Origin of the sequence: Burkholderia sp. Ax-1724 (assembly GCF_011752995.1) — a bacterium.
In the GTDB taxonomy this organism is placed as follows: domain Bacteria; phylum Pseudomonadota; class Gammaproteobacteria; order Burkholderiales; family Burkholderiaceae; genus Paraburkholderia.
The window spans coordinates 116546-128586 of record NZ_VWWL01000021.1; the positions used below are offsets into that span (position 1 = coordinate 116546).

A 12041-nucleotide genomic window follows, 5' to 3' on the forward strand; every position below is an offset into this window, starting at 1 on the left:
AACGAGCGTCACCCATACCGATTCATTCAGTCAGGGTTGCGGATCGCCGATGGCTGCTGGCGTCGGTTGCCAGTACGCCGCCCGAGGCAAGCGAAACCAGGTCCAACGCGACATCGACGATCATGTCCTCCTGACCGCCCACCATCTTCCGACGCCCCAGTTCCACAAGGATATCGACCGTTTTCAACCCGTACTTTCTCGCCGCAAGTTCTGCATGCCTGAGAAAACTCGAGTAGACGCCCGCATAACCGAGTGCCAACGTTTCACGATCGACCCTGACGGGCCGGTCCTGAAGTGGACGCACGAGGTCATCGGCGGCGTCCATCAGGCGGTATAAATCGCAGCCATGACGCCATCCCTGCCGCTCCGCGGCGGCAACGAACACTTCAAGCGGCGCATTACCCGCGCCTGCCCCCATTCCAGCCAGGCTTGCATCGATACGGTCACAGCCTTCTTCGAGTGCCACGAGCGAATTGGCAACCCCGAGACCCAGGTTGTGATGAGCATGCATGCCGGTCAACGTCTGCGGCTTCAGTACGTCCTTGAATGCCCGGAATCGCTCCCTGACATCGTTCATTCCAAGCGCCCCGCCCGAATCGACGACATAGACACAGGTTGCACCGTAGCGCTCCATCAGCCGGGCCTGCTCCGCGAGCCTGGCGGGCGTCGTCATATGGCTCATCATCAGAAAGCCGACGGCGTCCATTCCAAGCTTGCTTGCGAACTCCAGATGCTGTCGCGATACGTCGGCCTCGGTGCAATGCGTCGCCACACGGACAATTCTCGCACCGGCATCGTACGCATTCCGCAAGTCATGAATCGTGCCGATTCCCGGAATGAGCAAGGTCGCAATTTTCGCGTGCGTGACGCTCGCCGCGGCAGCTTCGATCCATGCGACGTCCGAATGCAAGCCGAAGCCATAGTTAAAGCTCGATCCTTCAATGCCGTCGCCGTGAGCGACTTCTATGCTATCGACACCGGCCGCGTCGAGAGCGGACGCGATCAATCTTACGTTTTCGATACTATATTGATGCCGAATCGCGTGACTACCGTCACGCAAAGTGACATCGGAAACGTAGATTTTGCGGTTCATGCTGTTCACTTACGCAACCTCCTTCCGACCACGCGCCACGCCGGCCGCCATTCGCCGGCGAGCCATCGTTTCCCCACAAGCCAGTGCCGCCGATGTCATGATGTCCAGATTGCCGGCGTAGGCAGGCAGATAGTGGCCGGCGCCTTCGACTTCGAGAAAGACCGAGGTTTTCAAGCCGTGTCTTGTACCCACGCCCGGCACATTCAATGGCTTGTCCCGTTCGATCATGTCGAACTGCACCTTCTGCTTCAGACGATAACCCGGGACGTACGCTTGCACGGCGGCGACCATGCGCTCGATGCCTGCATCGACAGCGCGCGTGTCGACAGCGTCCGACAGAACGAACACGGTATCGCGCATGGCAAGCGGCGGCTCGGCCGGGTTCAGGATGATGATGGCCTTGCCTCGCGTTGCACCCCCGATCTGTTCAATAGCGGCTCGCGTCGTTTCGGTGAATTCATCGATGTTGGCGCGCGTGCCCGGGCCTGCCGACCTGCTACTGATCGACGCGACGATTTCGGCATAGTGCACCTTGGCGACTTGAGACACCGCGGCGACGATCGGGATCGTGGCCTGCCCTCCACACGTGACCATGTTCACGTTGGAGGCGTTTTCCGACTCCAGGTTGATCGCCGGAATCACGTACGGCCCAATAGCGGCCGGTGTGAGGTCAATGACCTGAATGCTGTGTGCCTGCAGGATCTCGTTGTGACGCGCATGTGCATCCGCCGATGTGGCGTCGAACACGATGTCGATCTCGCCAAACATCCCCAGCTCGAGCAAGCCTTCAATGCCTTTCGCGGTCGTCATCACGCCCATGCGCGCGGCACGGGCCAGGCCATCCGATGCGGGATCGACGCCGACCATGGCGCCCATTTCCAGGTACCGGCCATTACGCAGGATCTTGATCATCAGGTCGGTGCCGATATTCCCGGACCCGATGATTGCCACCTTTAGCTTGTCCGTCATGCCGCCCTCCATAACGCTTCGCCCTACTGACCGATCAATCGCTGCCTGTCCGTGTGGAAACCGGCACGGCCGATCCGTTCCATCTCCACGCCAATGTACTGCCCGGGTTTGAGCCATTCGGCCGAAGTCGCACCGCCCGCCATCACGACGTCGCCCGCCTCCAATGGCTCACCCGCCGCCGCGGAAAGGCGCGCTGCCGCCACCAGCGAACGTAGCGGATGGCCGAGCAGCGCGGCCGTAGAACCGACTTGAACGGTTCGTCCGTCAATGCTCATCACGAGCCCGAGATTCGAGAAGTCTGCGCGTGGATCGCTCCACGGCCCGATGACGAAACCGCTGGACGACGCGTTGTCTGCGATAACCTCGCTCAAGCTGAAGCGGAAGTCGCGGTAACGCGAATCGATGATCTCCAGTGCGGGAGCGATCGCCTCGACAGCAGCCAGCGCAGCAGGGCCCGTCTCGTTGCCGTGAAGACCCCGCTTCAGAACAAAGGCCAGCTCGGGTTCGACCCGCGGATGCACATAGCGCGACAGGTCGATTGCCGAACCTTCTTCAACCTGCATCGCGGACGTCAGACGCCCCCAGATAACATCGGAAAGACCCATCTGCGCCATCTTGGCGCGACTGGTAAAGCCCATTTTTACGCCGACTCGTCGCTCGCCTCGCACGAGACGTCGCTCGATCGACGTGCGCTGGATCGCGTACGCGTCCTCAAGCGACAACGCTCCCTGAGGATCGAATTGCGATATCGCGTGCGCGTGACGAGCTGCGTCGTCGAGTTGTGCGGCAATGGATTGGATCTGGCTCATCAGGATGGCTCTTTCGAATGGGATTCAAAAACAGCGCTGACGGAACCGAGACCATGAATATGAGCTTCAAATCGGTCTCCGGGCTCGACCGATACCATCGGACCCAGCGCGCCCGACAACACCACGCTGCCGGCGCGCAGCGGCGTGCCTCGCTCGATCACGGTGCGCGCCAGCCATGTGACCGCGTTGAGCGGATGGCCAAGGCAAGCAGCCCCCGCCCCGACCGAGACGGGTTCGCCGCGACGCTCGAGCAGCATGCCGCACAGCCGGAGATCGAAGGCATCCAGCTTCACGGGGCGGCCCCCCAATACGAACGCCGACGACGATGCGTTGTCCGCTACGGTGTCGACGATGCCGATATTCCAGCTCGCAATGCGACTGCCTACGATCTCGATCGCGGGCAGCGCATAGTCGACGGCGGCCACGACATCCGCGAACGTTGCATGCCCCGCGTCGCCCACGTGGATATCGCGGCCCAGCACGAACGCGATCTCAGCCTCGACCTTCGGCTGTGTGAGCAAGCCAACGGGAACCGGTTCGCCGTGTCCGAAGCTCATGTCGTCAAACAGGACGCCAAAATCCGGTTGATCGACGCCGAGCTGTCGTTGAACTGCCACGGACGTCAGGCCGATCTTGGCGCCGACGATGCGCCGCCCCTCATCGATCCGCCACTGGACGTTCTCGCTCTGGACCGCATAAGCGTCGTCGATGGTCATGTCAGGGTACGTTTCGCGCAACGGCGCCAGAAACGCATGCGTGTGGGCCGCGGCGCGCAGAGCCGACGCCGCATCCTTGATCTGCCCGGCGTTCATCTCACCGCTCCAGCCGGAGACGCGCTCACGTCACTCGCCGCGACCAGCTCGTCTTTGGTTTGAGCGCCTACGGCCCAGTGAGCGGACGGCACCTGAGTGGCATAGACGCGGATACTGTCGAGCGGTGCGCCGATACTCTCGTGAACGGCAATCGCAACGGCCTTGACACAGGCCTTGACGGCATCGTCACTGCGACCGGCAACGAGGGAAATGTGCACGATAGGCATAGAGAATCCATCCTGATTGAGCGGCGAGCACGAACGGCACCGCGATGTACGTCATCTTGCCGAGGCCGCCCGGATACAGTCCAATACCGTTTTTTGCCGTTACGATACGGTTTCGGTATGAAGGAGACCCGTGGTCCATGGAACTGAAACAGATGCGTTACTTCCTGGCTGTCGCTGAAGAACAGCACTTCGGGCGTGCCGCGCAACGCCTGCATATGGCCCAGCCGCCGTTGACCCGGCATATCAGGGCTCTGGAAGACGAATTGGGCGCGGCGCTATTCGTTCGCACCCCCAAGGGAGCGGAACTGACGGAAGCGGGCAGAACATTGCTCGCGGAAGTACCCAATATCCTGACGCTCACGCGGCGCGCCACGGAACATACCCAACTGGCAGGCCAAGGCATGTTGGGCAGGCTCGATGTCGGCATCTTTACGTCAGGGGTACTACATGCGATACCCCAGCTGCTGGCAAGATTTCATGCAGATCGGCCGGGCGTGAAAATCGGCTTGCACAACCTGTCGAAGGCCGGCCAAATCGAGGCGTTACGCGAGCGCCGCATCAGCGTCGGATTTAATCGCTACGTGCCCGCTGAAGACGACATTGTCGTAGAGATGGTGCTGAAGGAACAATTTATCGTCGCCCTGCACGAGCAGCATCCACTCGCTCGCAAGAACACCCTATCGCTCGGTGATCTGGACAACCAGCCCATGATTCTCTATCCCAATGCGGCGCTTCGCGGTCTCGCGCAGGAAGTCACCGACGCATTTGCCGAAGAACGCATCGCGCTCGTCGTGGAGCAGGAAGTCGAGGATGTCATTACCGCGATGAGTCTTGCCGCGAGCCGTTTCGGCGTCTGTATTACAACGGCCTCTGCGGCAAATCTCAAACTACCGGGCCTCGCTTATCGGCCATTGCGTTCGCGACGTCTTCGCCATATCGAACTGAACTGCCTGTACCGGAAAGGCGATACGGCGCCCGCGCTGACGGCGTTTCTGGAAGTCGTGCGGGCGTTTCGCCGGCAGTCGGCGCGAATGAGGTCTGCTCCCTGACGGCGATCGGCACTTTCCCGACTGCTGCCGCTATTACACCGTTGCAGAAGCAGCGCCGCCGCAAGCGCAGTGCGTGTCGTGCACATGCCCGTTCGAATCGTCCCACGCCGACGTCAAAATGATCTTGCAAAAGTTCAGTCGCCTGTACGTGGGGTCGCGAAGATCGAGCACATCGGCCTTGACGTTACCGAATGTCGTCTCGGGTTTCTTCTTCGTGCCATGAGCAAACGCATCGATGATGCCGTTCTTGAAGTCCTTTTCGCGCGGATGAGCCTCCACCACCTGCACCCGCTGCTCCTCGCTGAACTCGCCGTACGCAAGCCCAAGTACGTCCATCTCGACACCCGCCGTCACCAGCGAGACCACCGGCTTCAGGTGTTCCGGCACGCCGGGCGTCGTATGCAATGCGATCGACAGCCATACCTGCTCGATGTCGTACTCGCTCACGTTGTACTGCCTGAGGAAATCTCGCGCCGCATTCGCCCCATCGACTTCGAAGCGGTCCGCCTTGCTGCTATAGGCATCGACCAAACCGATGTCATGAAACATCGCGCCGATATAGAGCAATTCCGCATCGTATTTGAACTGCTTTCTCTCTCCGGTAAGGGCACCAAAAAGAAACACGCGCCGCGAATGGTTATAGAGCAGGTCCGATTCGGTGTCGCGAACAAATTCGGTCGCCGCGCGTGCCATCGCGCTGTCGGGAATCCGGATTCCGGCAATGGTAGTGGCCATAGGATGACTCCTTTTGAGGTAGGTAACATGACTCGCGGGTACGAGCCCGCTTTATCGGGTTCAAGTATTGCGATATCGCACTGCTCCCTCAATAGTCGAATGCAAGGCATTTCTGCCAGGCGACCGTCGTTTCCTGCCATCGCATGTGGCGTGCCGATCAGGCATCGATTCGAGCCATGTACACCAGGCGTTTCCGATACTCAGCCGGCGTTATCCCGACATGCCTCGCAAAGGATTGTCTCAGCGTGTCGACATGGGAGAATCTGCATTGGGCGGTGACCCGTTCGGGCGTGTCGTGCCCGTCAGCGTATTTCGATCCTGCAGCGGGATATCGAGGTATCCCGCGAGCCGGATCACCCTCTCCCGGCTCAGCTGAGCCTTGCCGGTCTCCAGACACGACAGGTGGCGCCGGCGGCACGAGACCATGCCCCCGGAGGTCAAGTCGTGCCGCAATCGGTCCGAACGGACGGGACAACCTCCGGCACCGCGGAGGCCAAACCGTCACGGATCGCATAGGCCGTCAGTTCGGCCACGTTGTGCAACGCCAGCTTCGACATCAGGTTCTGCCGATGTTTTCTCACGGTGAGTACGCTCAACGTCAGCTTTCTCGCGATGTCCTGGCTGGAGTATCCGTTTGCGATCAGGACGAGAATCTCCTTCTCGCGAGATGTCATCGATTGCCCAGCGCCGTGGTCAGTGCTTTCCAGCGCGTGGGCGAGTACCTTGCTCACGTAGCGGGTGCCGGAGAAGACGAGGGAAATGGCCTGCAGCAGTTCGCTGCTGTCCTCGTGTTTGAGCACGTATCCGTCCACCCCGGCAGCCAGCGCGGATCGCACCGCGGACGCATTCTGGTTGCCCGTAACGACCAGGATTCCGGTTCCCGGCGATTCGGTCTTGATTTGCTGGGCCAGATCGAGGCCGCGGCAACCGGGTAAATCCAGATCGAGCAGCAACAAATCCGCTCGCGTCTCGCGTACGAGTCGACTCACGGCCGCCCCGTCTCCCGTTTCGCCCACAACGCGCCAGTTGGGTTGGGTCATCAACAGCAATTTCATCCCGTCGCGGATCATGGCGTGATCTTCAGCCAGTACGATATTTTTCATTTTTCTTTCGCTGTTTTTCGAGCCGACTGACAGCCCGCGTTCTTACGACAATGCCGGACGAGTGTCCGATACACTGCCCCTATGGCCGACGGTATTTTACGAAAAGCCCGATTCCACACAAGTTCAGATAAAAACATCTTCAAGATGGCGAGAAGAAAGATACCTCAAGAACATAGTGCCGACGTGCGACTGGAACTGATCAATACGTTGTATCGCCAGTCGCCGCCGATTCTCTTCGGCAATCTCGCGGTGGTCAGCCTGACGATCTTCCTGCTGTGGCACGAGGTTCCTCGGCACGATCTGCTTGCCTGGGCTGCCGCGATCTACGTGTTGACGAGCATTCGTTTCGTGATGATATGGCGAGATCGCCGGACCGCCAGGCACCCGGTAGAAACAGCGAACAGCCGCGCGATGCGCTACACCTTCTTCGCCGCCCTGTCCGGCTGTCTGTGGGGTTCCATGGGCGTTCTGTTCTTCGCCCCGGACAACACCATCGTGACAGTACTGACCTGCATCGTGCTGGCAGGCATGACCGGCGGTTCGGTTGCCTCACTGTCCTCCTGGTGGCCGACCTACGTCACGTTTGCACTGCTGACTGTCCTGCCGTTTGCCATTCGCTCGTTTGCGTACGGCAACGCGCTGTTCTCGGTGCTGGGATTCCTTTCGCTGTTTCTGCTGGGGGTGAATCTCGCCTTCAGCCGAACGCTGCAGCACACCGTGCGGGACACCGTCTGCTTGCGCTTCGAAAATATCGGCCTGATCCGGCAGTTGACCGAGGAAAAGGAGCGGGCCGAATTCGCCAATCGAAGCAAATCGCAATTCCTCGCTGCCGCCAGCCATGACCTGCGCCAGCCGACCCATGCGCTGGGTCTCTACATCGCGACGCTGCGCGCGATGGCCGAGGCTCCGGCCGTCGAGCGCGAAGCGCTCAACGACATTGCCGAACGGCTTCGGACCGCGCTGAAAGGCATGTCTCAATTGCTGAACGTATTGCTGGATATTTCGCGGCTCGACGCCGGCGTCGTCGAAGTCGAACCGCGCCGCTTCGAGTTGCAGCATGAACTGGACGCGCTGGAGAACCAGTTTTTGCAGGCGGTGACGGCCAAAGGCCTGACGCTCAGAATCAGGCCGACTTCGATCTGGCTGGAAACGGATGCCGTCCTGCTGCGCAACATGCTCTCGAACCTGTTGTCCAATGCCGTGCGCTACACCCGCCGCGGAGGCATTCTGGTTGCCAGCCGGCATCGCGGCGACCATGTGGAGATCCAGGTATTCGACACCGGCATCGGCATCGAGCCCGATCAGCTATCGAACATCTTCCGCGAGTTCTATCAGGTCGATAATGCGGCACGCGACCGGGAACAAGGGCTGGGCCTCGGCCTCGCCATCGTGCAGCGTACGGCGGCACTGCTGGGAGCCCGTGTCCATGTTCGTTCCGTGCCGGGGCGCGGCTCGCGATTCTCCGTGCGGCTGCGGTCGATGCCGCATGCCATGACGCCCGGCGCCAGGGGAGAGGGACGGCTCGGCCTGCCGGCCCGGGAGCGCCGGCAGAAGACGATTCTGGTCGTCGACGACGACCGCGATGTGCTGTCCAGCATGGAGAGCCTGCTGCGGGCGTGGGGACACACGGCGATCACCGCACAATCGCTGGAACACGCGGTCGCGGCGGCAAAGTCGCATCGCGACGCGCTGGAAATGCTCGTGACCGACTTCAGGTTGACGAGGCACGTCAGCGGCACCGATATTATCCATGCCGTATTCGATTCCATCGATCGCACAATACCGGCAATCATCATTACCGGGGATACCTCGACAGACGGCATCAATGCCACGTCGTCGAGCGGCTTTCGCGTCATGCACAAACCGCTCGATCCGCAGGAACTCCGTGCGTTGATCGACGCGCCGCCCGGCTGAGCGCGTCTCGCCATCTCACCATCCCGCGGCCTCATGCGAGGCGCCGCACCACGCCGACAGCTTTGCCGGGTAAATACTGCATATGCAGTATTTACTCGGAACCCGCCCGTCCGGTACCGTTCTACCCATTGAGAAACAGAACAAGCGCGAGAGACCTCGGGGAAAGCGGGGAAGACCGAAAACAACACGGCAAACGGCCCATTGAAGGCCGGGCAGTTTCGTATGGATCGGGGAAATAATGAATTGCCAGCAGATCGAACAGGACATTCGACATCTCGAACACGTCATTGTTCGACTGTCGGTTTTGGACTCTATTCCGCTTTCGCTTTCATATTGGCGTAATCGTGTCGAGGCGATGCAAACCGTAGAACTCATCCCCGCACAGACCTTACGGGTGAAGCGGATCCGCGCGGCGATAGGCGAAATCGACGAACGTATCGGCACCGCCAGCTCCGAACTGTGTAGCAACGGGTAAGCGCACGACACGATCCTCAGCGAATCGAACCACGATATTCCGCCGACGTCGGGCACGGGGCCTCCCAAGTCATTGCCGATTACCCGACAGGGCGCACCTCGCCCGTCGTAGTCAGTAGCCAGAAAAGAACACCGAGGAAAGGCATTGACGTTGTCGTGTCCTGTCGGCAACAGATCGACACGTATGTTCGCCTGTCAACCCAACCGCATGCATGCCGAATGGCATGACACGTCCTGCCCGGCACGTGAGCTGCCAAAGGAAACGAAATTGACGACTTTCTTCGCCATGCTCGGCGTTTTCGCGCTCAATGTCCTGACGCCCGGCGCCTCTTTCGTCCTGACAGTTAGCAATGCCATGAATCATGGTCAGCGTTCGGGCTTGTTCATCGCACTGGGTTTGGCGACGGCCGACACCCTGTTTGCGGTAGCAGCTACCGCCGGCCTCGCGACCCTTTTAGGCCAGAGCATTTTCCTTGTGAAAGGCATCAGTCTGCTCGGCGGACTCTGGTTTATCCAGGGCGGATTGCGGTTCATGCTGAGCAACCGGACACCGTCTCCCTCGTCCGATGCACAAAGGCGTGCAGTCGCCTTGAGCGCCTCGCATGCCTACCGGATCGGCCTCACTGCCGGCATGCTCAATGCACAGGCCATCATCTTTTTTTCGTCCCTGTTTCTCACGGCTCTTTCCGTCAAACCGCCGCTCTCCGTGGCGGTGGCTCTGGTCGTTGGCGTGGCCTGCGTCAGCGTGTTGACCCGCTGCAATATCGTACTGGTTGCCACGGTCAAGTCAGTGGCGAATTTCTACGCGAAACAGCGTCGGCGCGTCGAGTTCCTTTCCGGCAGTACCTTGACTGCCTTCGGGTTGAAACTGGCGGTTCCAGCCGCAACGGCGCTTGCTGCCCGGTTGCTCGTCGCCTGAGAACGACTCACCGGGTGGGTCCGCTGCCGAAGCATGAAACGTCGGCATGCTGCTGTATCGCCGGGCCGGCCTGCTGTGCCGCTTTGGCGGCGACCCTTCGCTATCTGCGCAATCGCTTCGCGAAGCGATCCCATACCGGCACGCTGGCTGATTATGATCAGATCACGCCATGGCGCATGAGGGGCAACTGACCTGCGATCCAACCTGCTTTGCTGCATCGCCATTTCGCCGTTTCTTTCAACGGCCCTGTTTCCCACGCTATTTGCCGATAACCGATCGCATACGCCGCAACCCTGAGAATCGCCCATGCCATCGATCAATCGTTCCACCTCTGCGTCGCCGCCTCTCAATCCCACTGAGCACGCACGCGGTACCCAGCCAGCCGAATCTCGCCGCCTCCAGCAACCGCGATCGCCGACCCACCCCAGTGCCGTTGGGGATCTGGCAGCCCTGTCCAATCTAAGTTCAGAGCGAAAGCGGAGCCCGCCACCACCGCTCAATATCCGCGAATACCTTGTGATTCGTCATGAACGAACAAAGAACCTCGTCATTGGCTGCGGCACGACTCCGCAGCAAGTCACAATGGGCACGATGCAGGGCACAACATGCACAAACCGGAGCGACCATCACAACGACTTCACCGTGGATATCAGCCCTGACGCGGGTGCCAACCTGACCCTCGACTTTGCCGACTATAAAAACAGCGAGCTATACGAACATGGCAAGGGTCGATTCGACACCGTGGCTTTCGAGTACCTCAATCGCGGCCCCCGCGATCGATTCAGCCAGACCGAGATCGACGGCTGGATTGAAGGCGCGGACACGCTGCTGAACAAGTCAGGGAAAGTCATCTTTTACAACGGTGACGGAAGTTACCGGGCACAGGCTCGCGCTGCTCTGGAAGCACGCGGCTATAAAGTGACGGAAATCACCCATCCCCCGACTTCAAAGTATCCGTACGGGCAGGTCTATTGCGAAGGCGTGAAAGACACCTCGATGCTTTCGAACTTGATAGGCTGGCTCAGGGCATAACAGTCCTGCAACGATAGCCCCCGCCACACAGCCCATCGGCAGTTCAACCGCAGCTAACCACCGGCATCCGCATCTCGTCGTCTCATGCCGTCGACAGCGTCCTCATGAGCAAACCTGGCGATGCTCGCATCGTATCGCGCACCCCTGCCGCCGAGAGCCGTTGTCGCTCGCTTCGCACTGTCGAGCAAAGCCACCAACGCAACGTTCATGACGGCCGGGACATCGAATCGGCCTTTAGGTCCGGATAACGTCAGCGCCCCCACCAGTTGCCCCGTCGAATCGAACACCGGCACCGAGGCCGAGGCCGTTTCAGGATCGCGTTCGCCGTACGAGACGGCCCAAAGCCGTTCGCGCACCTCATCCCAGCGCGGGTCCAATAATTCGGTGAACGCGAGCAGCACCTTGCCGGAGGCGCCCCTGTCGATCGCAAACTCCTCGCCGACGCGTATCGCGACCCGGACACTTCTCGACGGCTCCACCCGGTAGAGCACCAGCCGCTGATCGCCCTGCCGCACGTAAAAAGAGGCCGTCTCGCCCTGCTCCCGACTCAACTGCTGAAGTATCGGCTCGACCACCGGACCGACCTGAAATGACCGCTGATACAGCGTGGCGAGACGCAACGGCTGATGGCCGATCGCGTACTGCCCGTCATTCAGCTTCCGGATGAATCCGCCATGCTCCAAAGCCCCGAGCAGCCGCAAAACCGTGCTCTTGTACAAGCCGGTTCGGCGCGAAAGTTCGGTGAGCGTCAGGCGGTCATCGGTCGGTCCAAAGGCGTTGAGAATCGCGAATGCGCGATCCAGGACCGCAACGCCACTCGACGTTTCCGACGCATCGGCCGACGGCTCCGTCGGCGCAAGCGCATTGTTAGACATGTGTTCTCCTCCTTGATCGTCACCCCGACT

General features: G+C 60.4%; 14 protein-coding genes and 1 pseudogene. 5 read left to right on the top strand and 10 right to left on the bottom strand.

Going from position 1 to position 12041, the window contains the following annotated elements; genetic code table 11:
• Positions 1-22 precede the first annotated feature (22 nt).
• The 5 genes from dmpG to F3J19_RS24105 are packed head-to-tail and all read right to left on the bottom strand — an operon-like array spanning position 23 to position 3910.
• A complete protein-coding gene (gene dmpG, locus F3J19_RS24085; RefSeq protein WP_167047089.1) occupies positions 23-1102 on the bottom strand; it encodes a 4-hydroxy-2-oxovalerate aldolase in 1080 nt (359 codons plus the stop codon).
• Positions 1103-2062 carry an acetaldehyde dehydrogenase (acetylating) gene (locus tag F3J19_RS24090; RefSeq protein ID WP_167047092.1) on the bottom strand — a complete coding sequence of 320 codons (960 nt, stop codon included), beginning with the start codon at positions 2060-2062 and terminating at the stop codon, positions 1103-1105.
• A 23-nt stretch (positions 2063-2085) separates the two neighbouring features.
• Positions 2086-2871, bottom strand: a complete 786-nt coding sequence (locus tag F3J19_RS24095; RefSeq protein WP_167047095.1) for a fumarylacetoacetate hydrolase family protein — start codon at positions 2869-2871, stop codon at positions 2086-2088.
• Positions 2871-3683, bottom strand: a complete 813-nt coding sequence (locus F3J19_RS24100) for a fumarylacetoacetate hydrolase family protein (RefSeq protein ID WP_167047098.1) — start codon at positions 3681-3683, stop codon at positions 2871-2873. The genes F3J19_RS24095 and F3J19_RS24100 overlap by 1 nt, the downstream gene beginning before the upstream one ends.
• Complete coding sequence (locus F3J19_RS24105; protein WP_167047101.1) at positions 3680-3910, bottom strand: tautomerase family protein; 231 nt, start codon at positions 3908-3910, stop codon at positions 3680-3682. Before F3J19_RS24105 ends, F3J19_RS24100 begins: the two co-directional genes overlap by 4 nt.
• Positions 3911-4047: 137 nt before the next feature.
• On the opposite strand from F3J19_RS24105, the gene F3J19_RS24110 reads away from it, so the two are divergent.
• Positions 4048-4959, top strand: a complete 912-nt coding sequence (locus F3J19_RS24110) for a LysR family transcriptional regulator (RefSeq protein WP_167047104.1) — start codon at positions 4048-4050, stop codon at positions 4957-4959.
• Between the two features lie 33 nt (positions 4960-4992).
• On the opposite strand, the gene F3J19_RS24115 is transcribed toward F3J19_RS24110, so the two are convergent.
• The 3 genes and pseudogenes from F3J19_RS24115 to F3J19_RS24125 all read right to left on the bottom strand — a co-directional run bounded on the left by F3J19_RS24115 (position 4993) and on the right by F3J19_RS24125 (position 6797).
• On the bottom strand, positions 4993-5694 hold the full coding sequence (locus F3J19_RS24115) for an HD domain-containing protein (protein ID WP_167047107.1): 702 nt from the start codon (positions 5692-5694) through the stop codon (positions 4993-4995).
• 157 nt (positions 5695-5851) lie between these two features.
• Positions 5852-5998 (bottom strand): annotated as a pseudogene (locus F3J19_RS32765) (AraC family transcriptional regulator); the annotation flags it as partial.
• A gap of 133 nt (positions 5999-6131) precedes the next feature.
• Positions 6132-6797, bottom strand: coding sequence for a response regulator transcription factor (locus tag F3J19_RS24125; RefSeq protein WP_167047110.1), 666 nt, complete (start codon positions 6795-6797; stop codon positions 6132-6134).
• 81 nt (positions 6798-6878) lie between these two features.
• Between F3J19_RS24125 and F3J19_RS24130 the strand changes: the two genes are divergently transcribed.
• The 3 genes from F3J19_RS24130 to F3J19_RS24140 all read left to right on the top strand — a co-directional run bounded on the left by F3J19_RS24130 (position 6879) and on the right by F3J19_RS24140 (position 10104).
• A complete protein-coding gene (locus F3J19_RS24130; RefSeq protein WP_240159195.1) occupies positions 6879-8711 on the top strand; it encodes an ATP-binding protein in 1833 nt (610 codons plus the stop codon).
• A gap of 238 nt (positions 8712-8949) precedes the next feature.
• Entirely contained in the window at positions 8950-9186 is a 237-nt protein-coding gene (locus tag F3J19_RS24135; protein WP_167047113.1) for a hypothetical protein, read from the top strand.
• 267 nt (positions 9187-9453) lie between these two features.
• On the top strand, positions 9454-10104 hold the full coding sequence (locus F3J19_RS24140; RefSeq protein ID WP_167047116.1) for a LysE family translocator: 651 nt from the start codon (positions 9454-9456) through the stop codon (positions 10102-10104).
• Positions 10105-10261: 157 nt separating this feature from the next.
• Here the strand turns inward: F3J19_RS24140 and F3J19_RS24145 are convergent, their stop codons facing one another.
• Entirely contained in the window at positions 10262-10417 is a 156-nt protein-coding gene (locus tag F3J19_RS24145) for a hypothetical protein (RefSeq protein WP_167047119.1), read from the bottom strand.
• Between F3J19_RS24145 and F3J19_RS24150 the strand changes: the two genes are divergently transcribed.
• On the top strand, positions 10411-11136 hold the full coding sequence (locus F3J19_RS24150; RefSeq protein ID WP_167047122.1) for a hypothetical protein: 726 nt from the start codon (positions 10411-10413) through the stop codon (positions 11134-11136). The two genes, F3J19_RS24145 and F3J19_RS24150, sit on opposite strands and share 7 nt — an antisense overlap.
• A gap of 53 nt (positions 11137-11189) precedes the next feature.
• On the opposite strand, the gene F3J19_RS24155 is transcribed toward F3J19_RS24150, so the two are convergent.
• Entirely contained in the window at positions 11190-12011 is an 822-nt protein-coding gene (locus F3J19_RS24155) for an IclR family transcriptional regulator (protein WP_167047125.1), read from the bottom strand.
• Between the last annotated feature and the right edge of the window lie 30 nt (positions 12012-12041).